Source organism: Kocuria sp. CPCC 205297 (genome assembly GCF_040981035.1).
GTDB classification, from domain to species: Bacteria; Actinomycetota; Actinomycetes; order Actinomycetales; family Micrococcaceae; genus Kocuria; species Kocuria marina.
In genome coordinates, this window is record NZ_JAVKPY010000001.1 from 323478 (window position 1) to 347429 (window position 23952).

Annotated in this window: 19 protein-coding genes and 1 tRNA gene; 10 read left to right on the forward strand and 10 right to left on the reverse strand. The window is 69.2% G+C overall.

Going from position 1 to position 23952, the window contains the following annotated elements:
* Positions 1–20: 20 nt before the first annotated feature.
* From RF650_RS01540 to RF650_RS01550, 3 genes are all read right to left on the reverse strand, one after another.
* A complete protein-coding gene (locus RF650_RS01540) occupies positions 21–1067 on the reverse strand; it encodes a 1-phosphofructokinase family hexose kinase (protein WP_368813879.1) in 1047 nt (348 codons plus the stop codon).
* Positions 1064–1855: a DeoR/GlpR family DNA-binding transcription regulator gene (locus tag RF650_RS01545; RefSeq protein ID WP_312917378.1), complete on the reverse strand. Its 792-nt coding sequence runs from the start codon at positions 1853–1855 to the stop codon at positions 1064–1066. The genes RF650_RS01540 and RF650_RS01545 overlap by 4 nt, the downstream gene beginning before the upstream one ends.
* A gap of 82 nt (positions 1856–1937) precedes the next feature.
* A complete protein-coding gene (locus RF650_RS01550) occupies positions 1938–3212 on the reverse strand; it encodes an Nramp family divalent metal transporter (protein WP_368813880.1) in 1275 nt (424 codons plus the stop codon).
* A 186-nt stretch (positions 3213–3398) separates the two neighbouring features.
* On the opposite strand from RF650_RS01550, the gene RF650_RS01555 reads away from it, so the two are divergent.
* The 3 genes from RF650_RS01555 (at position 3399) to RF650_RS01565 (ending at position 7741) form a co-directional block, all read left to right on the forward strand.
* Positions 3399–5144 (forward strand): ABC transporter ATP-binding protein, encoded by a 1746-nt coding sequence (locus RF650_RS01555; protein WP_312917383.1) that lies wholly within the window; start codon positions 3399–3401, stop codon positions 5142–5144.
* Entirely contained in the window at positions 5141–7060 is a 1920-nt protein-coding gene (locus RF650_RS01560; protein WP_368813881.1) for an ABC transporter ATP-binding protein, read from the forward strand. The genes RF650_RS01555 and RF650_RS01560 overlap by 4 nt, the downstream gene beginning before the upstream one ends.
* A 78-nt stretch (positions 7061–7138) precedes the next feature.
* Positions 7139–7741, forward strand: a complete 603-nt coding sequence (locus RF650_RS01565) for a TIGR03085 family metal-binding protein (protein ID WP_231885636.1) — start codon at positions 7139–7141, stop codon at positions 7739–7741.
* A 105-nt stretch (positions 7742–7846) separates the two neighbouring features.
* Here RF650_RS01565 and RF650_RS01570 read toward each other — a convergent pair whose 3' ends face one another.
* Complete coding sequence (locus tag RF650_RS01570; protein WP_368813882.1) at positions 7847–8332, reverse strand: ferritin; 486 nt, start codon at positions 8330–8332, stop codon at positions 7847–7849.
* A 173-nt stretch (positions 8333–8505) separates the two neighbouring features.
* On the opposite strand from RF650_RS01570, the gene RF650_RS01575 reads away from it, so the two are divergent.
* Positions 8506–8579, forward strand: a tRNA-Thr gene (locus tag RF650_RS01575).
* A 101-nt stretch (positions 8580–8680) separates the two neighbouring features.
* Here the strand turns inward: RF650_RS01575 and RF650_RS01580 are convergent.
* Positions 8681–9556, reverse strand: coding sequence for a thioredoxin domain-containing protein (locus RF650_RS01580; RefSeq protein WP_131333358.1), 876 nt, complete (start codon positions 9554–9556; stop codon positions 8681–8683).
* A gap of 247 nt (positions 9557–9803) precedes the next feature.
* Here RF650_RS01580 and RF650_RS01585 point away from each other — a divergent pair, with 247 nt between their 5' ends.
* Genes RF650_RS01585 through RF650_RS01595 form a run of 3 tightly spaced genes read left to right on the forward strand, consistent with a single transcriptional unit; the run spans position 9804 to position 13420 of the window.
* Entirely contained in the window at positions 9804–11348 is a 1545-nt protein-coding gene (locus RF650_RS01585; RefSeq protein WP_368813883.1) for a trehalose-6-phosphate synthase, read from the forward strand.
* Positions 11341–12138: a trehalose-phosphatase gene (otsB, locus tag RF650_RS01590; protein WP_368813884.1), complete on the forward strand. Its 798-nt coding sequence runs from the start codon at positions 11341–11343 to the stop codon at positions 12136–12138. The genes RF650_RS01585 and otsB overlap by 8 nt, the downstream gene beginning before the upstream one ends.
* A 1-nt stretch (position 12139) precedes the next feature.
* Positions 12140–13420 (forward strand): DUF4032 domain-containing protein, encoded by a 1281-nt coding sequence (locus tag RF650_RS01595; protein WP_368813885.1) that lies wholly within the window; start codon positions 12140–12142, stop codon positions 13418–13420.
* Here the strand turns inward: RF650_RS01595 and RF650_RS01600 are convergent.
* The 4 genes from RF650_RS01600 to RF650_RS01615 are packed head-to-tail and all read right to left on the reverse strand — an operon-like array spanning position 13417 to position 18097.
* On the reverse strand, positions 13417–14037 hold the full coding sequence (locus RF650_RS01600) for a TetR/AcrR family transcriptional regulator (protein ID WP_368813886.1): 621 nt from the start codon (positions 14035–14037) through the stop codon (positions 13417–13419). The two genes, RF650_RS01595 and RF650_RS01600, sit on opposite strands and share 4 nt — an antisense overlap.
* A 2-nt stretch (positions 14038–14039) precedes the next feature.
* Entirely contained in the window at positions 14040–14855 is an 816-nt protein-coding gene (locus RF650_RS01605) for a ferritin-like domain-containing protein (protein ID WP_368813887.1), read from the reverse strand.
* 3 nt (positions 14856–14858) lie between these two features.
* Positions 14859–17117 (reverse strand): HAD-IB family hydrolase, encoded by a 2259-nt coding sequence (locus RF650_RS01610; RefSeq protein ID WP_368813888.1) that lies wholly within the window; start codon positions 17115–17117, stop codon positions 14859–14861.
* Positions 17114–18097 (reverse strand): hypothetical protein, encoded by a 984-nt coding sequence (locus RF650_RS01615; protein WP_368813889.1) that lies wholly within the window; start codon positions 18095–18097, stop codon positions 17114–17116. The genes RF650_RS01610 and RF650_RS01615 overlap by 4 nt, the downstream gene beginning before the upstream one ends.
* Before the next feature lie 97 nt (positions 18098–18194).
* Here RF650_RS01615 and RF650_RS01620 point away from each other — a divergent pair, with 97 nt between their 5' ends.
* Genes RF650_RS01620 through RF650_RS01630 form a run of 3 tightly spaced genes read left to right on the forward strand, consistent with a single transcriptional unit; the run spans position 18195 to position 21550 of the window.
* Positions 18195–18977, forward strand: a complete 783-nt coding sequence (locus tag RF650_RS01620; protein WP_368813890.1) for an SDR family NAD(P)-dependent oxidoreductase — start codon at positions 18195–18197, stop codon at positions 18975–18977.
* A gap of 4 nt (positions 18978–18981) precedes the next feature.
* Positions 18982–19845 carry a 1-acyl-sn-glycerol-3-phosphate acyltransferase gene (locus RF650_RS01625; RefSeq protein WP_239318871.1) on the forward strand — a complete coding sequence of 288 codons (864 nt, stop codon included), beginning with the start codon at positions 18982–18984 and terminating at the stop codon, positions 19843–19845.
* Positions 19846–19873: 28 nt separating this feature from the next.
* A complete protein-coding gene (locus tag RF650_RS01630; protein ID WP_131333365.1) occupies positions 19874–21550 on the forward strand; it encodes an FAD-binding oxidoreductase in 1677 nt (558 codons plus the stop codon).
* Between the two features lie 59 nt (positions 21551–21609).
* Here RF650_RS01630 and RF650_RS01635 read toward each other — a convergent pair whose 3' ends face one another.
* A complete protein-coding gene (locus RF650_RS01635; protein WP_368813891.1) occupies positions 21610–23625 on the reverse strand; it encodes an acetoacetate--CoA ligase in 2016 nt (671 codons plus the stop codon).
* Between the last annotated feature and the right edge of the window lie 327 nt (positions 23626–23952).

Consider the following 23952-nt stretch of genomic DNA (forward strand, 5'->3'; position numbering starts at 1 on the left):
GCTACGGGGCGGTGGGTGGATCAGGTCCGGGGATGCGTCTCGCGGGGCGCGGCCGGGGTCGGTGGGTTCGGCGTCGGGACGTCCGGTGTCGCGGCGCTTTGCCGTGCGGACGTCAGCTGCGTGACCCGCACGGCGTCGGGCGTGGTCTGAGCGACCGTGGGCATCTGGGTCCCGGGCAGGGCGGCGGCGGCGGAGCCGTGGGCCACGGCCCGGCGCAGGCGTTCGGCCGGGGCCTCCCCGCGCTGGGCGGCCACGAGGTACCCGGTCAGGGCGCTGTCGCCTGCGCCCACGGTCGAGCGCACCGTGACGGGTTCGTGCACGGCGTGCCACGCGCCCTCGGGCGTCACGAGCACGGCACCGTTGCCGCCCAGAGTGCACAGCACGGCCCCCACGCCGCGGGCCACGAGCTCCCGCCCGGCGTCCGCTGCGGCGCGCGGATCGGCCTCGAGCGCATCGCCGTCGGTGCGGCCCAGCAGCTCCGCGAGTTCGTGGCCGTTGGGTTTGATCACGTCCGGCAGTACGGTGACACCCGGGGCGAGAGCCGCGCGCAGCACGTCCCCGGAGGTGTCCAGCGCGAACGACGGCGCGGCCGCACCGAGCGCGCCGCTCACGCGGGCGGCCAGCACGGCGTAGACGTCCGGGGCGGGCCCGGGCGGCACGGACCCCGCGAACACGAGCCACTGCGCACCCGCGCCGCGGGAGACGATCCGTTCCACGATTCGGTCCACGGTGTGCTCGTCCAGCGGGGGGCCGGGCTCGTTGATCTTGGTCGTGGTCCCGTCCGGTTCGGTCACGGTGATGTTGGATCGCACGGGCGCACCGATGGACACGCTGTCGTAGCGCACCCCCGCGGCATCGAGCGCGGTGAACAGCGGATCAGTGCCGTCCCCCGGGACCACGGCCACAGTGTCCACACCGCTCGCGGCCAGCGCGCGCGAGATGTTCACACCCTTGCCCCCGGGGTCCTGGCGGGTGTCGCTCGCGCGCTGCACGCGACCGCGGGCCAGCGGGCCGGGCAGGTCCACGGTGCGGTCCACGGAGGGGTTGAGGGTCACGGTGATGATCATGCGAGAACCACTTCCACGTCGGCGTCTTCGAGGGCTTGGGCCAGCTCCCCCACGGGAGCGCGGTCGGTGATGAAGGTGTCGATCTGTTCGAGCGAGCAGAAGCGCGTGAGGGTCTCCTGGTCCTGCTTGCTCGCGTCGCACAGGACGACGACGCGGCGCGCGGCCTGCACGATCGTCGCCTTGACCACGGCCTCGATGGGGTCCGGGGTGGACAGCCCGAAGGAGGCGTGGGCGCCGTTGCAGCCCACGAACGCGAGGTCCGGGCGCAACTGGTCGTAGTGCTGGGCGGGCCGCGAGCCGGTGGCCGCCCACGTGAGTTTGCGGATCCGCCCACCCACGAGCTCGAGCCCCACACCCTCGGCGTCCGCGAGTTTCGCCGCGATGTGCAGGGCGTGGGTGATGATCAGCTGTTCCTGCCCGCCGGGCAGGTGGTTGTCCCGGGCCAGCAACAGGTCCGCGAGCGCCTCGACCGTGGTGCCGGCATCCAGGACCACGGCACCGGCCTCGGCATGTTCGAGTACCTCGAGGGCTTTGCGGGCGATGGCCCGTTTCTCATCGGCCGCGAGGCGCGATCGGGAGTCCATCCCCTGTTCGCCGCTCGTGGACTGGTCCACGGACACGGCACCGCCGTGCACACGGCGCAGTTTCCCCTGGGACTCGAGCACGGCGAGATCCCGGCGGATCGTCTCCATGGTCACACCGAACCGCTTCGCCAGTCCCGCACCGTTGACACGGCGCTCGTGGCTCACGGTGCGTGTGATCTCCTCGTGGCGTTCTGCAGCGAACATCTTCACCTCACGGACCGGGGTGTCGGCGGTGAAACCCCTGTGTGATGTGAGCTTATGTCTGTTTATGTGGTTTTGCTAGCCCCTAACCCACATTTCCCACGCCCATGACGAGCAGGACCACGTTCAGCACCACCACGATCGCGGCGCTCACCCACCCGATGGCCGCGAGCACCGGGCCGTTGCGGAAGCGGCCCATGAGGGAGGCCCTGCCCGTGGCGCGCACCAGGGGGATGAGCGCGAACGCGATCCCGAAGCTCAGCACCACTTGACTCCCGACCAAGGCTGCAGTGGGTTCCGCGCCGAGCGCCAGGATCACGACGGCGGGGATCACCGTGATCAGCCGCCGCGCGAGCAGCGGGATGCGCCACCGCAACAGACCCGCCGTGACCACGTCCCCCGCGTACGCACCCACTGCGGTGGAGGCGAGCCCGGAGGCCAGCAACCCCAGGGAGAAGACGACCCCCACGGCGGGCCCGAGCGCGTCGGAGATCGCGTGCTGCGCACCCTCGATCGTGTCCGTGCCCTCCACGCCGTAGAGGTTCCTGGCCGCGAGCAGGAGCATCCCTATGTTCACCGCACCGGCCACCACGAGTGCCAGCACCACGTCCACGCGGGTCGCGCGCAGGAGTTGGGAGACGCGCTCTGGGGCGTGGCCCATGCCGTGACGGTCCCGACTCAGTGCGGAGTGGATGTAGATCGCGTGGGGCATCACGGTGGCACCCAGCATCCCCGCCGCGATCACCAGGGACTCGAAGCCCTCCAGCCGCGGTACCAGACCGTCGAGCACACCCCGCGGATCGGGCGGGCCCACCACGAGCCCCCCGAGAAACCCCACCGTGATGATCCCGAGCATCCCCAGGATCACGGTCTCGAACACGCGCTGACCGCGGTGGTTCTGGAGCGCGAGCACGAGCATGGACAGCGCGGCCACGATCACCCCGCCCAGGGCCAACGGGATGCCGAACAGCAACCACAATGCGAGCGCCCCGCCGATCACCTCGGCGACGTCCGTGGCGATCGCCATGAGCTGGGCCTGGGCCCAGTAGAGCACCCGGGTACCGGGCGGCAGCGAACCGCCTAGGACCTGCGGCAGGGACAGGCCCGTCACGATCCCGAGCTTGGCGGAGAGGTACTGGATGACCATGGCCATGAGGTTGGCGAGCACGAGCACCCATACGAGCAGGTAGCCATGCCCCGCACCCGCGCTCACGTTCGCGGCCACGTTGCCGGGGTCCACGTAAGCGATCGCGGCCACGAACGCCGGCCCGAGTGCGGCGATGGTCCCGTGCGACGACGCCCGCGCCGTCGTACCCCCCGCACCGGTCGCGTCCTGCGGCGCTGGATTGCCCGACGTCATGGTGGCCTCCTGCTCAGGTCCACCGTCCCGCGCACCGCGTGGAACGGCAAGTTTCGGTGCACCGAAACTTTAGCGCGTGACACCCGGATCACCCGGGGTGCCCCGGTCCGTTCAGCGTGTCCCGGCCCGCGCGTATATTGGGCGCGTATTCGGCTCCCTCCGTGCTCGACGTCAGGATCGACCGTCATGCTGCTGAGTTTGTTACGCACTTTCACGCGCCCCTACGTCCCGTGGGTCGTGGGCGTTCTCGTGTTCCAACTGGCGGCCACGATCGCTACGCTCTACCTCCCGAGCCTCAATGCCCGGATCATCGACAACGGCGTGGCCCGCGGGGACACCGACTACATCTGGCGCGCCGGCGCCGTGATGCTCGCCGTGGCGTTCGCCCAGGTGATCGCTGCCGTCGTGGCCGTGTGGTGCGGTGCCCGCACGGCGATCGGTGTGGGCCGGGACCTGCGCCGGGACGTCTACCGCCGGGTCGGGCAGTTCAGCACGCGCGAGGTCGGGAAGTTCGGGGCGCCGTCGCTGATCACGCGCACCACCAACGACGTCCAGCAGATCCAGATGCTCACCCTCATGGGCCTGAACTTCATGGTCATGGCGCCCATCATGTGCGTGGGCGGGATCGTCATGGCCCTGCGGGAGGACCCGGGGCTGTCGTGGCTCGTGTGGGTGTCCATCCCTGTAATGGGGGTGCTGCTGGGCCTCGTGGTCTCCCGGTTGATGCCGTGGTTCCGGATCATGCAGGAACGCATCGACGGGATCAACGGGGTGCTGCGCGAACAGATCACCGGGATCCGGGTGATCCGCGCCTTCGTCAAGGAGCCGTTCGAGACCGCGCGTTTTCGCAGCGCGAACCAGGACCTCACGGACATCTCCCTGCGCATCGGGGCGCTGTTCGTGCTGATGTTCCCCGTGATCAACATGGTCATGCACCTGGCCACCGCGGCCGTGCTGTGGTTCGGCGGCCACCGCGTGGACCAGGGCCAGATCCAGGTCGGGGCGCTGACCGCCTTCCTGCAGTACATGCTGCAGATCCTCATGGCCGTGATGCTGGCCACGTTCATGTTCATGATGGTCCCGCGCGCGGTCGTGTGCGCCGAGCGGATCGGGGAGGTGCTCGACACCCGCCCCACCATGCACCCGCCGCAGCGACCGGCCGTAGCACCGCGCCCGGTGGGCCACGTTCGGTTCGAGGACGTCACGTTCCAGTACCCCGGCGCGGAGGACCCCGTGCTGTCCGGGATCGACTTCGCGGCGGAACCGGGACGCACCGTGGCCGTGGTCGGGGCCACGGGTTCCGGGAAGAGCACACTTATTAGCCTGATCCCCCGCTTGCTCGATCCCGTGACCGGCCGTGTGCTGCTGGACGGGGTGGATCTGCGCGACTATGCCCCGGACGACCTCGCGGGCCGGGTGGGCCTGGTCCCGCAGCGGCCGTTCCTGTTCTCCGGGACCGTGGCGTCCAACCTGCGCTTCGGCCGCGCGGACGCCACCGACGACGAGTTGTGGGAGGCCCTGCGCGTGGCCCAGGCGGACGACTTCGTCCGCGAGATGCCCGAGGGTCTGGACGCCCCCGTGTCCCAGGGTGGGACCAACGTGTCCGGGGGTCAGCGCCAGCGGCTCAGCATCGCCCGCGCCCTCGTGGCCCGCCCCCGGGTCTACGTCTTCGACGACTCGTTCTCGGCACTCGACGTCGCCACGGACGCCCGGTTGCGCGCCGCCCTGCGCCCCGTGACCCGGCACGCCACCGTCATCACGGTGGCCCAGCGCGTCTCCACCATCACGGACGCGGACCTCATCCTGGTCCTCGAGCACGGCCGGATCATCGCGCGCGGCACCCACGAGGAGCTCGTGGCCGCGAGCGACACCTACAGGGAGATCGTCACGTCACAGCTCTCGGCCGAACAGACCACGGGAGGCGAACGGTGAGCGAGACACAGGAACCGGCTCGGAAGCCGCAGCGCTTCTGGGCCTCGGCCGGGCGGCTCGTGAAGCTCATGGCCCCGCACAAGGCGGCGCTCGCCGTCGTCGTCGGGGCCGTCGTGCTGTCCGTGGTGCTCACGGTGTGGGCCCCGCGCGTGCTGGGACGCGCCATGGACGTGATCTTCGCCGGCGTCGTCGGCAGATCCCTGCCAGCGGGCGCGAGCCAGCAACAGGTCGAGGCCGGGCTGCGTGCGCAGGGCCAGGACACGCTCGCGGACATGATGTCCGCTATGACGCTCGTCCCGGGACAGGGCGTGGACTTCACCCGACTAGGCACCCTCATCCTCGTGGTGCTCGGCATGTACACCGTGGCCTCGGTGCTCATGTGGTTGCAGGGCTACGTGCTCAACCGCGTGGTCATGCGGGTCGTGTACGACCTGCGCGAGGAGATCGAGCGCAAGGTCAACGCCCTGCCCCTGAGCTACTTCGACGCGCGCCAGCGCGGGGACGTGATGTCCCGCGTGACCAACGACGTGGACAACATCCAGACGGCGCTGCAACAGACCTTCGCGCAGCTCGTGCAGAACGTGCTGACCGTGCTCGGCATCATGGTCATGATGTTCATCGTCTCGTGGCAGTTGGCGCTCGTCGCGCTCGTGGCTCTGCCGTTGTCCGCCGTGGCGGCGGGGATCATCGGCACCCGCTCCCAGCGGTTGTTCAAACAGCAGTGGCACGCCACGGGTCAGCTCAACGGGCACATCGAGGAATCCTTCTCGGGCCACGAGCTCGTGCACGCGTACGGCCGACAGCGTCAGATGCAGCAGCAGTTCGACGAGCGCAACGAGGAACTGTACCGGGCGGCGTTCGGGGCGCAGTTCATGTCCGGGACGATCATGCCGGTCATGCAGTTCATCTCGTACCTGTCCTACGTAGGCATCGCCGTGCTGGGCGGGCTGCGCGTGGCCACGGGCCAGCTGACCCTGGGGGACGCCACCGCGTTCATCCAGTACTCCCGGGAATTCACCCAGCCGCTGTCCCAGGTCGCGGGCATGGCCACCCAGTTGCAGTCCGGCATCGCCTCCGCGGAACGCACCTTCGAACTGCTCGACGCCCCCGAACAGGAACCGGAGACGCCCACCGCCCACCTGCCGGGCACGCTGCGCGGTGAGGTGCGCTTCGACCACGTGAACTTCTCCTACGACAAGGCCGCCCTGGCCCGGGGTGCCGAGCCCCTGATCGAGGACATGTGCCTGCACGTGGCTCCGGGGCGCACCGTGGCGATCGTCGGACCCACGGGCGCCGGGAAGACCACGCTCGTGAACCTCATCCTGCGCTTCTACGAGATCGACGCGGGCCGGATCAGCTTGGACGGGATCGACATCCGGGACCTCTCCCGCCACGAACTGCGTTCACAGGTGGGCATGGTGCTCCAGGACGCGTGGTTGTTCAGCGGCACCATCCGGGAGAACATCCGCTACGGCCGTCAGGACGCCACGGACGAGGAGGTACTGGCCGCTGCGCGCGCCACGTACGTGGACCGTTTCGCGCGCGCCCTGCCGGACGGGTACGACACCGTGATCTCCGAGGACGGCTCCTCAGTCTCGGCCGGTGAGAAGCAGCTGATCACGATCGCCCGGGCGTTCCTGGCGCAACCGTCCCTGCTCATCCTGGACGAGGCGACCTCCGCGGTGGACACCCGCACGGAGCTGCTCGTGCAGAAGGCCATGGCCGCGCTGCGGGAGCGCCGCACGTCCTTCGTGATCGCCCACCGGCTCTCCACCATCCGGGACGCGGACACGATCATCGTCATGGAGTCGGGGCGGATCGTGGAGCAGGGTTCCCACGACGAGCTGATCGAGGCGGACAGGGCCTACGCCAACCTCTACAGGGCGCAGTTCAACGCGGCGGACCCCGCCTCGTGAGCGCGCGCGGCGGTGGCAATCACCGCGGCGCCCGTCTACCGTGGACGTGACGGTCCACCCCACAGAATGGATGTTCACGTGACCAACTTCGCCAATGTCGAACGTCGTCATCTTGCCGCGCTGCTGCGCCGTGTGGGGCCGGACGCCCCCACCCTGTGCGAAGGCTGGGACGCCCGGGACCTCGCGATCCACCTGGTCATCCGTGATTCCCGTCCGGACGCGGTCGCCGGGATGCTCTCCCCCAAGCTGCCCGTGCTCGGGCGCCACGCCAAGTCGGTGGACGCCGACTACCGGGAGATGCCGTGGGAGAAGCTCGTGGACCTCGTGGAGCGCCCCCCGCTCTTCTCCCCGGGTCGCTGGTCCCCGATCGACAAGCGGATGAACACCGGGGAGTTCTTCATCCACCACGAGGACGTCCGCCGCGCGCAGCCTCAGTGGCACGCCCGGCAGTTGCTCAACGACGAGCAGAAAGACCTGTGGAACGTGCTCAAGCTCATGGGCCCGGCACTGCTGCGCAAGAAGTCCGAGTCCGTGGTGCTACTCGCGGGCGGTTTCGGTGCGGTGCGCGGCGGCAAGAAGTCCGCCCGGCGCGTGGAACTCGTGCGCGGTGAACCGTCCGAGCTGCTCTTGTGGGCCTTTGGCCGCGAGGAGCAGGCGGACGTGGAGAGCACCCAGGAGTAGTACCCGCCATGCAGGAAGAACCGGCCCCGCTCAAGCGGGGCCGGTTCTTCCGTGTTCTTCCGTGTTCGGGCGTTTTCCGGGTCGCCCGGACCGGGCAAGGTGCGCTCAGTCGGCCCGGACTGGCCGGGAACCCAGTTCGGAGTCCAGGCGTAACAGGCCGGGCCCGTCGTTGTGGACCAGGCGCACCTGGTCGCAGATCTCCTCCACGGTGGCCTCCTCCTCGATCTGCTCGCTGATGAACCAGTGCAGCAGGGGCATGGCATCGATGTCGCCTTCTTCCTGCGCCAGCCGGTACAGGTTGCGGATCGATTCGGATACCTTGCGCTCGTGCGCGAGCGCGGCCTCGAAGCAACCCAGGACGGATTTGTCGGCGATCTTCGGACCGGCCATATCCCCGATCTGCGGATCACCGCCGCGGTCCACGATGTGGTCGATGAACTTCTCGGCGTGCGTGATCTCCTCGGCCGCCTGGGCGCGGAACCACTGCGAGAAACCGGGCAGACTCGCCACGTCCATCTCAATGGACAACTGGCGGTAGACCACGGTCGCCTGCAGCTCCATGGTGATCTGGTCGTTGAACGCTTCTGCCATTCTTCCCTTGATGTCCATGACCCCATCGAAGCAGTTTTTCTCCGGCATGGGTAGGTAGCACGCCACCGCATGACGGGTCCCGCCGCCCCGACCGGTTCCCGCGCGCCGGGTGCCCGCCCTTGGCGCGTCGTCCAGTACCATGGAGCGGTCCCGTGATCGCACTGGGCAGCAGTGCCTCCTTAGCTCAGATGGCCAGAGCATCTGTCTTGTAAACAGAGGGTCGCCGGTTCGAATCCGGCAGGGGGCTCCGAACCCGGGCACGGCGCCGTCGTCCCCGCGTGACAGACGATGAGAGCCCCGGTCGGGATGACCGGGGCTCTCATCGCGTCGGGGGGGGCATCGCCCGCGTCACTTCTTCTCGTCGACCGCCTTCTTCAGTGCGTCCTGGAAGTTGCCTCCCTCGTAGCGCTTGCCGTCGATGAAGATGGTGGGCGTCCCGGCCACACCGTTGTTGATGGACTCGCGGGACATCACGTTGACCATGGGGCGGTAGGTGTTCTCACCGAGCTGGCCCGCCGTCACGTTCGCGCCGTGCTTGTTGGCGATGTCCGCGATCTGCTGGTTGCTCAGGCCGCCGGTGCCCTGGTGGCTGAACAGCTCCTGGGCGAACTCCATGTACTGGTCGCTGTCGACCTGCTCGGCGACCACGTAGGCCGCGTTGGCGGCGCGGGACGAGTACTGATCGCGGGTGGCCCGGTCCAGGAAGTTGAGGTTGCGGTACTCCACCTGCACGTCACCGGCGTCCACGGCCCGCTTGATCGCGTCCGCATTCTGCTTCTCGAAGTCGGCGCAGTGCACGCACTCGAAGTCCTGGAAGATCACGACCTGCACGGGCTTGCCGTTGCTCGCGGCCTGGTCCTGGTCCACGACCCCCGGGGGCGTCTTGGAGGTGTCCGCGGTGGCAGCGGGCTCGGGCTCCTGGGAGAGGTCCCGTTCCTGGACGTCCGAGCTGTTCTGCACGATCCCGTCCTTCGTGACCGTGATGCCTCCGTACTGGTTGGCGCTCGCGGGCACGGGGCCGGCGTCGGGGATCCTGGCCCTGTTGTTCTGCCACACGACCACCCCGATGATCAGCGCGATGATCACGAGCAGCGCGATGACGGCGGCGATCAGCCCCACGGGTTTACCGTTGGAGCGGCGGGACTGCCGGTCTGCGATCTGGCGTGCCCGCTCCCGGGCCTGGTCCGAGGACGAGGAACCGGCGGTGTTGTTCTTGGAAGCCATGGGGGCCCGGGTTTCCTTCCGATGTGCTACACGGGTGTCGGTCTTCGTCCCCAGATTACCCGGGCCCGGCGGGGCCCCGATTCAGCCCGTTCCCAGCTGCCGGGGACGATGCCGCTCGGGCCCCGTCGCGGCCGCCCCGCACCGGCGTGGCGTCGTGCTCCCGCCCCGGCGGCGACTTCTCCCCCGGTGCCGGTGGTACGCACACTTAGGATGGGGGTGAACAGCCGCCCCGGGGAAGGAAGCGATCGTGTCCGCAGACCAGTCTCTTGAGAAGGTGCCCGTCCCGCAGGACGGCTACGACTTCGTGGTGGTGTCCAACCGTCTTCCCGTGGACCGGGACGTGGACGAGGACGGCAACAGCACGTGGCGCCGCTCCCCCGGCGGGTTGGTGAGCGCCCTGGCACCCGTGATGGCCCAGCGCGGCGGCGCGTGGGTGGGGTGGCACGGCGCCCCGGACGAGACGCTGGAGCCGTTCGACCACGACGTCTTCCATCTCGTGCCGGTGAGCCTGTCCGAGCTCGAGGTCAAGCGCTACTACGAGGGCTTCTCGAACGCCACGCTGTGGCCGCTGTACCACGATGTCATCGCGCCGCCCGAGTTCCACCGCACGTGGTGGTACGCCTACCGTCGCGTCAACGAGCGCTTCGCGCGCCGGGCCGCGGAGACGGCCTCCCAGGGTGCGACCGTGTGGGTCCAGGACTACCAGTTGCAGTTGGTGCCGCGCATGCTGCGTCGGTTGCGCCCGGACGTGACCATCGGGTTCTTCAACCACATCCCGTTCCCGCCCACCGAGATCTACTCCCAGTTGCCGTGGCGCAAGGCCGTGCTGGAGGGTCTCACGGGTGCGGACCTGATCGGCTTCCAGCGCCCCGGGGACGCCCAGAACTTCCAGCGCTGCGTGCGCAAGTACCTGGGGGTGCAGTTCACCAAGGGCAGCGCCCGGTTCTCCGAGGACACGGCGGACGGCGAGAGCACCGAGTGGGCCGTCAACGCGGGCTCGTACCCCATCTCGATCGACGTGGAATCCATCAAGGAACTCGCGTCGGACCCGCAGGTCCAGGCCCGGGCGCGGGAGATCCGCGAGGAGCTGGGCAACCCGGACACCGTGTTCCTGGGAGTGGACCGCCTGGACTACACCAAGGGCATCCGGCATCGCATCAAGGCCTACGGCGAGCTGCTCGAGGACGGGGAGATCTCCGTGGAGAACTCGGTACTCGTCCAGGTCGCGAGCCCGTCGCGCGAGCGCGTGGACTCCTACCGGCAACTGCGCGAACTCGTGGAGGGCATGGTGGGGCGGATCAACGGCCAGTTCGACACCATTTCCCACACCGCCGTCCGCTACCTGCACCATGGCTACCCGTTCGAGGAGATGGTGGCCCTGTATCTCGCCGCGGACGTCATGCTCGTCACGGCCCTGCGGGACGGGATGAACCTCGTGGCCAAGGAGTACGTCGCGGCCCGGCAGGACCGCTCGGGTCGACTCGTGCTCTCGGAGTTCACCGGCGCCGCCGAGCAGCTCAAGCAAGCGGTGCTTGTCAACCCGCACGACATCGACGGGCTCAAGTCCGCCATGCTGCACGCGAGGGACATGTCCGACGCCGAGGCCCGCAAGCGCATGTCCTCGATGCGCCGGCAGGTGCTCACGCACGACGTCGTCGACTGGTCCCACCGTTTCCTCGACGGCCTCGCCGCGCACGCCCCGGAGCTCGAGCAGGGCGCCGCGCCCGGGCGGGATTCCGCGCACGACGACGGCGCCGCGGCCGACACGACGCCCGGAGCGGATCGTGACTGACTCGCTCGCGGACGCCCTCGCCACCGCGGCCACGGCCGACACCATGTTGCTGGCCCTGGACTTCGACGGCACCCTGGCACCGTTCACCGAGGACCCCGCGGATTCCCGGCCGCTGCCCGCCGCGCGGGACGCGCTCGACGCGCTCGCCGGACTGCCCCGCACCACGGTCGCGATCATTTCGGGGCGGCCCCTCAAGTTCCTGCGCACCGTAGTGGACCCGCGGCGCCGCATGGTGCTCTCCGGTTCGCACGGCGCGGAGCTGGACCTCGGCGCCGCGCCCGGCTTCGGTGCGGATACCGAGATCGAACTGACCGAGGACCAGTTGGCATTGCTGGACCGGGCGATCGATGCGACGTACGGGTTCGTGCAGCGCTATCCGGGCTCGCGGGCGGAACTCAAACCCGCGGGTGTGGCCTTCCACACGCGTCCCATGGAGGACCCGGACACCGCCCGGCGAGCGCTGGACGAGATGACCGAGGCCTATGCCGCGATGCCCGGCCTGCGATTGACCCCGGGTCAGCAGGTCATCGAGTGCTCGGTGCTCAGCGCGACCAAGGGGGACGGTCTCACGGCCATCCGCGGGGCCGTGCACCCGCAGGTCACGGTCTTCGCCGGTGACGACGACACCGACGAGGACGCCATGGCGATCCTGGGACCCCACGACGTGGGGATCAAGGTGGGCACCAAGGACTCCGCGGCCCCGTGGCGCGTGGCGGATCCGGACGAACTGACCCGGCTGCTCACGGAATTCGCCCGACAGCGGGCCCGTGCGGTGACTAGCATGAACTGACATGACCGCCTCCCCGTCCCCCGAGCCCGCGGCGCCGAGCCCCCCGCCCGCTCACCGCGGTGTCTCCATCAACACGGCCTTCCCGGAGCCGGGCCTGCTGGAACTGCCGTGGGACATGCCCCTCGAGGACTGGCCCGAGCAGGTGCTCGCGGCGTACCCGCGCGGGATCTCGCGCCACGTGGTGCGCTTCGCGCGGGTCGGGGAGAAGGTCGTGGCGGTCAAGGAGACCACTCAGTACTATGCCCGGCGCGAGTACGGGCTGCTGCGCAAGCTCCAACGCATGACCACGCCCTCCGTGGTCCCGGACTCGGTGGTCACGGACCGCTATTCCCCCGACGGCGAGTTGCTGCCCGCCGCGCTCGTCACGGAACATCTGAGTTTCTCGTTGCCCTACCGCACGATCTTCGAGCAGGTCCCCTCACCGGGGACCATCGACCGGTTGGTGGACGCCCTCGCGTCCCTGATCGTGCAACTGCACCTGTCCGGTTTCTACTGGGGGGACGTGTCCCTGTCCAACACGCTGTTCCGACGCGACGCCGGGGAGTTCGCCGCCTACCTCGTGGACGCCGAGACCGGCGAACTGCACCCGCAGCTCACGCGGGGCCAGCGCGAGTACGACATCGAGCTCGCCAGGACCAACGTGGCCGGTGAGGTCATGGACCTGCTGGCCGGGGAGCACATGCAGCAGCGCCTGGCCCAGGCCGGGGTGGATCCGGCCTCGGTGGACCCGTTCGCGGTCTCGGAACGGCTCGTGGACACCTACACCGGGCTGTGGGACGAGCTGACCGCGACCGAGATCTTCCCCGTGGGTGACCGGTGGCGGGTCCAGGCACGCGTGCAACGGCTCAACGACCTGGGCTTCGACGTGGAGGAGGCCTCCATGGACGCGGACGAGTCTGGTCAGGTTTACCTGCGCCCGCGGGTCGTGGAACCGGGCCACCACGCGCGCAGGTTGTTGCACCTCACGGGGTTGAACACCCAGGAGAACCAGGCCCGGCGCATCCTCACGGACATCGACCAGTTCGGGCACGCGCTCTACCCCGGTCTGCCCGAGGACCTCACCGCCCAGTTGTGGATGCGCGAGATCTTCGTGCCCATCATGGCGGCCGTTCCCGCCGGGTTGCGGCGCAAACGGGAACCGGCGCAGATGATCCACGAGGTGCTCGAGCACCGCTGGTTCATGTCGGAGAAGGCCGGCAAGGACGTCCCCACGCAGGACGCCGTCCAGGACTACGTGCAGTCCTACCTGACCGAACGCCCGGACGAGAAGGACGTGTTCTAGTCCGCCCCGGGTCGCGTGGTGATCAGGTCCGTGACGGCGCGGTGCACCCGCGCGGTCCAGTTCTCGTCCAGCGAGCCGTAGCGCGCCACGTGCGCGTACGCCGCCCCCAGGATGAAATCCACGACCATGTCCAGGTCCACGGTGTCCCGGATCAGTCCCCGGTCCTTGTCCCGTTGCAACAGTTTGCGCAGCGCATCCAAGCGTGGGCGCACCACGGTGGCCCGCAGCACCTGCGCAGTGGCCGAATGTGGTTCCTGCAGCAGGGTGATGGCCACGCCGAGTCCCATGTCCCGCAGGAGGATGTCCACGGCCGCGGTGAGCGCCTGCTCCCACGTGGCGTCCGGTGCCAGCGGTGCGGTCGCGGTGACCGTGTGCTCGAGTGCGGCCTCCAACAGTTGCGTGCTGTTGGCGTAGCGGCGGTAGATCGAGGTCTTGGCCACGCCGGTGCGGGCGGACACCGCCTCGATCGTGACCCGCCGGGGCCCGCCCTCCCGGAGCAGGCGCAACGCCCCCGCCACGATCTTGCGATCGGTGCGGGCCGTGCGGGGGTCCACGGAAGCGGCGTCGGCGCGTTCGGGCGCGGACGCGGATCGCGGACCAGCGGGGTGCGCGTTCATGATCAGGCGGGGACGGTGTCCCGGACGGGCGCCTCGCGGGCCGGCGCCGTGGCCCTGCGGAAGATCTGCAGTCCCGCCATGCCGGGCAGTCTGGCGATGTTCGCGTCCAACCGGTCGATCTCGTGGGCCCCGTCCCCGCCACCGAAGAGGTGGCGCATCACGTGGCCCACCTCGCGGTCGTCCATGACCCCGGAGCCCACGGGGGCCCAGAACTTGCGCAGGGCGAAGCGCGTGAGGCGCTGGGCCTTGCGGGACGCTTCCAGGCGGCGTCGTGCCTGGGTCGCGTAGAAGGCCACGTGGCGGGACTCCTGGTGGGCGATCCGCTGCAGCAGCACCACGAGCACCGGGTGCTTCTCGAGGGACGCCATGCGCCGGTAGGCCGCCACAGCGGACCACTCGTTGGCCGCACCCCACGCCATGTGCGTGGCGATGAAGTCCACGCCCACCATGTTGGACAGCAGCGACTGCTTGAGGGGCTTGAGCGACTCGGACCAGCCGAGCTTCATGCGCTTGGCCTTGATCTCGTCGTAGTCCACCACGATCCCGTGCATCCCGAGCACCTCCGCGAGTGCCTCACCGTGCCAGTACTCCTCGCGGTTCCACATGGTCATGAAGGTGGAGACGTCCTGGTCCTGGTGGGACGGCGTGACGAGCATGTCCCGCATGTAGCACACGGTGTGGTATTCGACGTCGCACATGTAACGCAGGCAGCGCAGCGAGTCCTCGGACAGCGGGTTGGTCAGGAACTCGTCCATGTCCAGGTCCGACCACTTGACCCGCGCCGAGGTCTCCGCGAACTTGTCGATGTTGAAAGCCATGAATCAGACCTTCCTCCAGTCCTCCACGGGCCAATGCGCCTTCTTGGCACGCCGGTACAGGGGCAGGTCGGGGTTCACCGCGTACGGGTGGCCCACGAGGGACAACCAGCTCACGTCCGCCACGGAGTCCCCGTACCCGTACGAGCGGCTCAGGTCCAGGCCGTGGTCCTGCGCGTAGCGCTTGAGCCACTGCGCCCGGGCCTCATCCACGAGCGGCGGGGCCGCCAGGTACCCGGTCAGCACGCCGTCCACCTGGTCCATCCGCCCGGCCACGACGTCGTCGAACAGTTCAGCGACGGGGCTCACGAGCAGGTCCAGGGACCCGGTCACGAGCACCGTGCGGTGCCCCGCACGCCGGTGTTCCTCGATCCGTTCGAGTGCTCCCGGGCGGATGCTGTTCTCCACGACCCGGCCGAGCGACCCGTTCATCAGTTCCTCGACCCGCGCCACGGGCACGCCCGCGTAGCGGCGCAGGAACGCCCGGATGAACTCGCCCCGATCGCGCCGTTCCGCCTTGATGTAGGTGGGGGCGTTGCCGAACAGTTCGGTGAGTTCCGCGGGCCACTGCAGCGGGCTCAGCTCCCGGCGGCGCAGTTGCGCGTACTGGGTGATGATGTTGCCCGAGGCCACGGTGCCCTCGAGGTCGAACACGGCCACGACGTCCGTACCCTCGTTCAGTCCCCGACTGCGCACTGCCCGCTTGCGCGACGCCGCCTTGGCCCGGGTGTACGCACTGGTCATCTCGGTCAGTGCGGGCAGGTGCACTCTCTGCCAGTAGTCCCGCCAGTCGATGGCCCGCACGTCGAAGTGCTGGTCCTCGGGCGTGCCCTGCGGCAGGGAGCGGTCCAGTTGCCGCGTGTGGGTGTCGTCGAAGATCATCTCCGTGCGCGTGTAGTTCTGGTACAGGTCCACGTAGGTGCGCAGCGAGCCCAGCCCGGTCTGCATCCGGTGCAGGGAATTGGTCCACTCGCGTGTGCGCGCCGTGGCCGGCAGCACCGAGCTCAATCGGCTCCCCGCGGCGGCCAGTTTCTCCTTGACCGCGAGCCCGCGTTCCATCGAGTTGTTCGCGGGGAACTTCCACTCGGGCACCGCGATGGGATTGCCATGGGAGTCCTCGAGCGGGCGCTCGCGGAAGTACGAGCGCACGCTCTCGTACATCTGGTGGAACGGCAGGGGGTTCGAGGCCCCCGAGCACACCTGGTAGTACCGCGCTGCCGGATCCTGGGCGTCCCGCAGCGTGGGTGCCCCATTGGCTTCCCGGTGCCCCTCCCTCACGAGGGCCACGATCGCGTTGACCACGAAGTCCACAGGGATCACGTCCAGCACCGAGTCCGGCAGGCCCGGGAACTCGGGCAGCGCGCCCTTCGCGTACGCCATGATGAGCGGGTCCGCGACCTTGTAGCCGTCGATCCACCCCGGGAAGGGGTGACGCAGGGCGGACTCGATGATGGACGGGCGCACGATCGACAACCGGTGCCCGGCCCCGGCCCACTTCTGCTCCGCCACGCGCTCGCCCAGGGCCTTGGTGAACGTGTAGATGTCCGTCCACCCCAGGGACTGCGCGCGCGTGCGGCCGTGGTCCACGAGCCGGGAGCGCACCCACTCCAGGCGTGCTTCCTCGGCGGCGCGGGCCACGGACTTGGGCCCCTCCTTGCCGCGCGTGCTCGTGGCGCGCCGGATGAAGGACTCGAGACGCTCGGGTGAGCGGGACTCCACCTGGGCGGTGTCCGCGGCGCGGACGGCGGCGTCGTACTCCACCTGCCAGTCCACGTCGTGATCCACCGAGGCCTCCGGGCGCAACCCCTTGGCGATCCCGCCCACGTAGCACGTGGACACGTGGATCACGTGAGGGTCCTGACCCGTGCTGCGCAGCGCGTCGTAGAGCCCCACGGCGCCACCCACGTTCGTGCGGAACGCCTCGTCGATGGGCGGGTCGAACGAGACCGTGGACGCGGAGTGCACCACCACGTCGAAGGGTTCCGCGATCTCCCGCAGCCCCGTGAGGTCGCCCTCGAGCACGCTCGTGCGGGCGTCGAAGATCTCCTGAGCGCGTTCCGGGCCCACGGCGTCCCGCCAGGTCTTGAAGGACGGCTTGCGCAACAGCTGCTTCAGGCGCGCCTCACCGGACTGCGTGCCCTTGGGTCGGACCACCGCCGTCACGTGGATGTCGTCCGAGCCGGAGAGCAGGCGCTCGAGGACGGCCTGGCCCAGGAAGCCCGTGGCCCCCGTGAGCAGGACGCGAGTCGTGGTGGTCTGGGTCAACGGGATCCTCCGGTGCTTGGGAACGGGTGCGCCGTGGGCGCGGTGGCCACCCGCGCCGACCGCGACGCGGGTGGAAGGGTCTGGTGGGGAGCGTATCGATTCAGTCGCCACTCGCGTTCCACGGCCCGGCGCAGGGGTTCGCTGCCCGCGGTGCCCGGCGTGGCCTGCAAGGGCTCGTCCGCGAGCGCGAACAGCTCGCGTCGCTGCGCGACCGTGGGCGCCAGGTCCCGCAGGAACCGGCGCGCGTGGGCGTGGGACAGGCCCACGGGCCGCAGCGGGTGGAATGCGAAGGTCAGGTAGGCGCGGGCGAAGCGCTGGGCGCGCGGGTCGGTACGGACCCGCGCGGTGGTCTCCTCGGCGAAGAAGCGTTCGTGGGTGGCCTTCACCTCGGCCACGCGTCGCAGCAGCGAGGACAGTTCCGGGTGCCCGGCGCGGCGTACGAGCATCCGCAGGACCGCGCGGGTGCTCGCTTCCTGGGACCAGCCGCGCGCGGTCTGTCCCGCGACCACGGCCTCCCCGGAGAAGTTGGTCCACACGGAGTCCACCATGGGCGAGAGGTTGTCCAGGGCGGTCTCGACCCGCTCGACCCACGAGCGCTCGGGCGGCTGGGGAGCCCCGGCGTGCGGTCCGTGGGCGTCCAGGACGGCTTGATAGGCGTCCGCGATCCAGTGCCGCTCGTACGCCCACGTGGTCAGGAACGCGGCGACCCGCGACTCCTTGTTGGTGTAGCTGACCACCACGGAACGCACCTGGCCCATGGTGGAGCGTTCCATGTCCCGCAGGTAGCGCAGGTCCTCGAGCACGGCCGGGTCCAGGGGTGCGCGGTCGAAGGCGGCGAGGTCCAGCTGGGGTCGGAGGCTGCCCTGCGCGCGGTACGTGAAGTCCTTGACGTCGAAGCCCGAGCGCAGCACGATCGGCTGTTCCACGGGCCCGTAGAGTCTGCCCTGGCGATGCCGGGCGAGGTAGGACTGCTGGCTCACGGGACGCTCCTTCGATACTCCGTCATGGCTCGCCGAGGGGCGCTCACGCGGGGCCGGGGGACGCTGCGCTACGCCTACCGTAGTGTATCTTAGTGGCATGCTTACCGCTCTCGTGACCGGTGGGACGTCAGGCATCGGTGCCGCGTTCGCACGTTCCCTCGCCCGCAGAGGCTTCAACCTGGTCCTGGTGGCCAGGGACACGCAACGGCTCGAGAGCACCGCCCGGGAGCTCGGCGCCGCACACGGGATCCACGTGGAGACACTGACCGCCGATCTGGCCGAGACCGAGGACCTGCTGCACGTGGCCGAGCGGCTCGAGGACCCCGATCGTCCCGTGGACATGCTCGTGAACAACGCGGGCTTCTCGGTCAAGGTGCCCTACACCGCCCAGGACTTCTCCCAGCACGAGGCCGGTTTCCAGGTCATGTGCGCGGCCGTCGCGCGACTCTCGGGGGCCGCGGCCCGTGCCATGACCGCCCGCCACTCGGGGTGGATCGTCAACGTCACCTCCACCTCGGGCTGCGTGACCATGGGCGACTACTCCGCGATCAAGGGCTATGCGACCGCCATGACCGAGTCGCTCGCCGTGGAGCTGCACGGCACGGGGGTCCACGTGACCGCCCTGCTGCCCGGGTGGGTCCGCACCGAGTTCCACAGCCGCGCGGGCATCACCGGCTCCTCGATCCCCGACTTTATGTGGCTCGACGCGGACCGGCTCGTGGAGGAGGCCCTCGCGGACGTGGCCCGCGGCAAGGTGATCTCGGTGCCCACGCTGCGCTACAAGGTCATGGTCACCGCGCTGCGCCACCTCCCGCGCCCCACCGTCCGGTGGATCTCCCGTCAGATCTCGAGCGTCCGACGCCGCGAGCTCCAGGCCTGATCCCATGGCACCCCAGGATTCCTCCCCGCAGCACGACGGCACTCCCGCCCGGCGTCCGCGCGCCGCGTCCCGCCAACGCCCCGGCTCCACGCCTCGGTCGACCCCGGAGCCCCACCCTCGGGTGTTGGACTCCCTCGAGGGCCACACCGGTCGGCAGGAACCCGATCCGCCCGCTCCCCCGGCGGAGTCGGCGGATCTCACGGCGACCCACTACACCCAGCCCGTGCGCCGGATACTGCGCCGGATCACCCAGACCGTCTTCTTCCGGGGGATCGTCAACCGCACGATCACCCGCACCAACGTGGTGGATCCCGCGGCCTACGGGGTCAAGGGCACGTGCGTGGTCGTCGCGAACCACTCGAGCCATCTGGACGCCCCGCTCGTGATGAGCGGCGTGCCGCACTACATCTCCCGCGATCTCGCGACCGGGGTGGCCGCGGACTACTTCTTCACCGCGTGGCACAAGAAACTGTTCACGCAGCTGATCTTCAACGCGTTCCCCGTGGATCGTCGCGGTGAGGGCGCGAACAAGGGCCTGTCCAAGAAGCTGCTGGCCGCGGGTGTCCCGCTGCTGATCTTCCCGGAGGGGACCCGCTCGAAGACCGGGAAGATGGCCCCGTTCAAGGTGGGAGCGGCGTCATTGGCGCTGGCGGTGCAGGTGCCGGTCGTGCCCGTGGCCCTGATCGGGGCGCACGAGGCCATGCCGCGCGGTACGAGCTGGCCCCGCCGGGGCCGCCCGCCGGTGGTCGTGGCCGTGGGTGCACCCCTGCGAGCGCGGGGCAACGAGAACGCCTACAGCTTCAACGAGCGCATCGAGGCCGCGGTGCGTGCGCTGTACGCTGCGAACCGGCACAGAATCCAGGACTAGTCGGACCCAGGAAAGAGGTTGTCCCTCAGTGGCACACGTGAAGCATCAGAAGTGGTGGGGCTGGGGCGAGGAAGGCGTGTTCTTCGACTACCAGAACAAGCCGGCCTTCGCGCCGTTCGTCAAGAACGCGATCGGGGTGTCCCTGCGACCGCGCGAACGGGACACCGTGGACTTCCCCACGGCGCGGGTCCCGGCGTCCACCGCGTCCGAGGACGTGCTGACCGTCCTGCGCGGGATCAGCGGCGCGGAGCACGTGTCCGTGGACGACGAACTGCGCATCGTGCACTGGGCCGGCAAGTCCGTGCTGGAACTGATGCAGACACTGCGCAATGATTTCGCGCGCGTCCCGGACGCGGTGGTCTACCCCGGCTCCGAGGACGAGGTCACCGCGATCCTCACCGCCGCCGTGGAGCACGACCTCGTGGTGATCCCCTTCGGGGGTGGCTCGAGCATCTCGCGCAGCCTCCAGGCCGAGGCGGACGAGACCCGCTGCATCGTGTCCGTGGACATGGGCCGGTTGAACAAGGTGCTCGAGATCGACGAGACCTCCGGGCTCGCGACCATCCAGGCCGGCGTGCTGGGCCCGGACATGGAGGAACAGCTCAACGCCCGCGGGTGGACCCTGGGCCACTTCCCGGACTCGTTCGCCCACTCTACGCTCGGCGGCTGGGCAGCCACCCGCTCCTCCGGCATGCAGTCGGACAAGTACGGGGACATCGCGGACATCGTGCGCGGCCTGCGCATGGTCCGCCCGTCCGGCACGGTCGTGCTGCGCTCCCTGCCCTCGACCTCCACCGGGCCCAGCCTGCGCGAGATGATCATCGGCTCTGAGGGCCGGCTCGGGATCATCACCGAGCTCACCGTCCAGGTGCACCGGTTGCCCCAGGAGCACGAGGTCATCGCCTACATGTTCCCCACGTGGCAACAGGCCCTGACCGCGGTGCGCCAGTATACCGAGGCGGAGATCCCCCTCACGTTCGCCCGCGTGTCGGACGCCCACGAGACCGCGTTCTCCTTGGCCACGCAGAAGGCCGCGACCTCCGTCAAGGGCAAGCTCGCCGCCAAGGGCCAGGACGCCCTGTGGGCCGTGATGCGCAAGCGCGGGTGGGACACGGACGCCATGTGCATTTCGTACGTGTGCTTCGAGGGCACCCCCAAGGACGTCGCCGAGCGCAAGAAGGCCGTCGCGAAGATCGCCAAGGCCCAGGGCGCCGTCGTCCTGGGGCCGGGGCCGGGCGCGCTCTACGACCAAAAGAAGTTCGACACCCCGCACCTGCGCGACTTCCTGCTCGAGCAGAACACGGTGGGGGACGTCTCCGAAACCGCCGCGCCGTGGTCGCGCCTGACCACGGTCCACAAGGCCGCGTACGACGCCGCTCAGCGCGCCTACGAGCGGATCGGCAAGACCGGCTGGATCATGTCCCACATGTCGCACTCATACCACTCGGGGGCGTGCCTGTACTTCACGTTCGCCTACGTGTTCGACGACGAGAAACCGTACGAGGAGTACGAGATCGTCAAGTCCGCGATCCAGCAGTCCTTCGTGGACTCGGGTGCCACCCTGTCCCACCATCACGGCGTGGGCGTGGAGCACCAGCCGTGGATGGAGCAGGACGTCTCCCCCGAGGGTGTGGCCCTCATGAAGGGGCTGTTCCACGCGGCGGATCCGGGAACGAACTTCAACCCGGGCAAGATCGTGTCCTGATCCGACCCACCCATGCCGCAGGCCCCGCTCCCGGTTCACCGGGGACGGGGCCTGCGCCGTCAGGCTCCCGAGGTGTACTTTCGGGCCGCTTCGGCGTACCAGTCCAGGACCTCGGCGTCCTCCGCGGTCGCGCGGTTGACGCTGCTCGGGTCCGCGCCCTGGAAGAGCCTTTTGACGGGGATCTCCAGCAGCTTGCCCGTACGGGTGCGGGGAACGGCCGGGGCCTCGATGATCTCGTCCGGGACGTACCGCGGGGAGATCTTCTCGCGGATGGCCCGCACGACGCGTTCCTCAAGCTCCTGCGTGAGCCGCGTGCCCGGTTGCGGGACCACGAACAGGGGCATGTAGTAGTCCCCGTCCGCGAGCTCCGCCCCGATCACCATGGACGCCGCCACGCCGTCCACCTGGTCCACCACATGGGTCAGATCGGCCGAGCCCATCCGGATCCCCCCGCGGTTGATCGTGGCGTCGGATCGCCCGTGCACCACGAACGGGCCCTCCGAGAGCTGGGTGACCCAGTCCCCTTGCCGCCACACGCCGGGGAACATGTCGAAGTAGGCCGCGTGATACCGGGAGCCGTCCGGATCGTCCCAGAAGAACACGGGCATGCTCGGCATGGGTCGGGTGATCACGAGTTCCCCCACCTGGTCGTACACCCGCCGTCCCTCGCGGTCCCACGACTGGGCGTCCACTCCCAGGTACGGGCCCATGAGCTCGCCCTTGTACACGGGTTGATATGGGTTCGTGCCGATGAACGCGCTCGTGACGTCCGTGCCGCCCGAATCGGATCCGAGACGCACCGTGTCGGACACGGATTCGTACACCCAGTCCCACGTGGCATCGGGCAGCGGTGAGCCGGTCACGAGGATCGATTTCAGCGCGGAGAGGTCCATGCTCACATTGGGGACCACGCCGGCGCGCTGCATCATGGCCAGTACGCCCGCTCCCGTCCCGAAGAACGTGGCCCCGTTTCGCGCCGCCAGCTCGAGGGACTTCTCCGGTCCCCCGTACACGGGTGAACCGTCGTAGGTGATGATGCGGGAGCCGGTGAGCAGGATGCCCACGAGCATGTTCCAGACCATCCACGTGGTGGCCACGGCGTAGTACGCGATGTCCTCCGGTCCGAGACTGGCGTGCAGCCCCAAGGCCTTCAGGAACTCCAGGACCACCCCGCCGTGGGAATGCACAATCCCCTTCGGTTTACCCGTGGTTCCCGAGGAGTAGAGGATCCACAGGGGATGGTCGAAAGGGAGCTGCTCGTACCGCGGCGTCACGTCGCGCCCGCTGATCTCGGAAAAGCGCAGCGACCCCTCCGGCAGGGCGCCCACCTTGTCCCGCGGTTGTTGGTCAACCACGATCAGTTGCTCCACAGTGGGCAGGACCTCGAGCAAACCGGCGTAGCTTCCCGTCATATCCCGCAGCGACCCGCCGAACTCGTAGCCGTCCACCACGAACAGCACCCGCGGTTCGATCTGCGCGAAGCGGTCCGCGACCCCGGACGGCCCGAAGTCGGTGTTCACCACCGACCACACGGCACCCACGGACGCGGTGGCCAGCATGGCGATCGCAGTTTCCGGAAGGTTGGGAAGTACAGCGGCCACCCGGTCCCCCGGGACGATCCCGAGATCACGCAATTGTTGCGCCACGGAGGCCACCCGGGCTTCCAACTCACCCCAGGTCCAGGTGTCCGGTGCACGTGATTCGTGCTCCCCGATGATGGCGACGTCGTCCGGCCGGGTGCGGGCCGCCCGTAGCGAGTTCTCAGCGTAGTTGAGGCGTGCACCGGGGAACCACTGAGCGCCGGGCATCCCCGTATGCGCCTCCGAGCTCTCGGAGGTACTCAGTGCCTGTTCCCCCGGCCGGGAAGCCACGACGTCGAAGTAGTCCCAGACGCCCTGCCAGAACTCGTTCATCTGCTCCACCGACCACGCGTGCAGTGAGGGATAGTCCGGGAGCTCGATCCCGTGCCGGCGTTCTGCCCACCGGGCGAAGTCGAACATCCGCGAGCCACGAATGGAGTCCTCCGAGGGGGTCCACAGTGGCGTTCTCAGGCCGTCATTCGATGAAGTGTTCATGGCCCCATCGTTGCATCCGCGGTGAGCGGCGTCACGCAAGGCGTCACCGGGATGCGATGTGGCGACAACGGGAATCATTCGTTGAATGCCCATTCCCGAAACGGAAGGAGTAAGGACTCAGAGAGGCTCCCCATGGGACACATGGAAAAAGCCCCCGGGCTGGGGGCGTGTGCTGGTGATCGTGCGTGCATCGGTGCTCGCGAGTGGGCTTCGTGTTCGTGGGTGGGCTTGGTGTTCGCGCCGGTGCTCTGGAATGGGCGTGTTAAATGGTGGGAGGCCGCGCCCCCTAAAGGGGGTGCGGCCTCGACCACTTCTTTCTTTCATGTT

What these genes read in the sequence shown, in the direction of transcription:
- RF650_RS01540 (WP_368813879.1), bottom strand. Translation starts at nt 1,067, where the DNA reads ATGATCATCACCGTGACCCTCAACCCCTCCGTGGACCGCACCGTGGAC.
- RF650_RS01545 (WP_312917378.1), bottom strand. Translation starts at nt 1,855, where the DNA reads ATGTTCGCTGCAGAACGCCACGAGGAGATCACACGCACCGTGAGCCAC.
- RF650_RS01550 (WP_368813880.1), bottom strand. Translation starts at nt 3,212, where the DNA reads ATGACGTCGGGCAATCCAGCGCCGCAGGACGCGACCGGTGCGGGGGGT.
- RF650_RS01555 (WP_312917383.1), top strand. Translation starts at nt 3,399, where the DNA reads ATGCTGCTGAGTTTGTTACGCACTTTCACGCGCCCCTACGTCCCGTGG.
- RF650_RS01570 (WP_368813882.1), bottom strand. Translation starts at nt 8,332, where the DNA reads ATGGCAGAAGCGTTCAACGACCAGATCACCATGGAGCTGCAGGCGACC.
- RF650_RS01580 (WP_131333358.1), bottom strand. Translation starts at nt 9,556, where the DNA reads ATGGCTTCCAAGAACAACACCGCCGGTTCCTCGTCCTCGGACCAGGCC.
- RF650_RS01595 (WP_368813885.1), top strand. Translation starts at nt 12,140, where the DNA reads ATGACCGCCTCCCCGTCCCCCGAGCCCGCGGCGCCGAGCCCCCCGCCC.
- RF650_RS01600 (WP_368813886.1), bottom strand. Translation starts at nt 14,037, where the DNA reads ATGAACGCGCACCCCGCTGGTCCGCGATCCGCGTCCGCGCCCGAACGC.
- RF650_RS01605 (WP_368813887.1), bottom strand. Translation starts at nt 14,855, where the DNA reads ATGGCTTTCAACATCGACAAGTTCGCGGAGACCTCGGCGCGGGTCAAG.
- RF650_RS01620 (WP_368813890.1), top strand. Translation starts at nt 18,195, where the DNA reads ATGCTTACCGCTCTCGTGACCGGTGGGACGTCAGGCATCGGTGCCGCG.
- RF650_RS01625 (WP_239318871.1), top strand. Translation starts at nt 18,982, where the DNA reads ATGGCACCCCAGGATTCCTCCCCGCAGCACGACGGCACTCCCGCCCGG.
- RF650_RS01635 (WP_368813891.1), bottom strand. Translation starts at nt 23,625, where the DNA reads ATGAACACTTCATCGAATGACGGCCTGAGAACGCCACTGTGGACCCCC.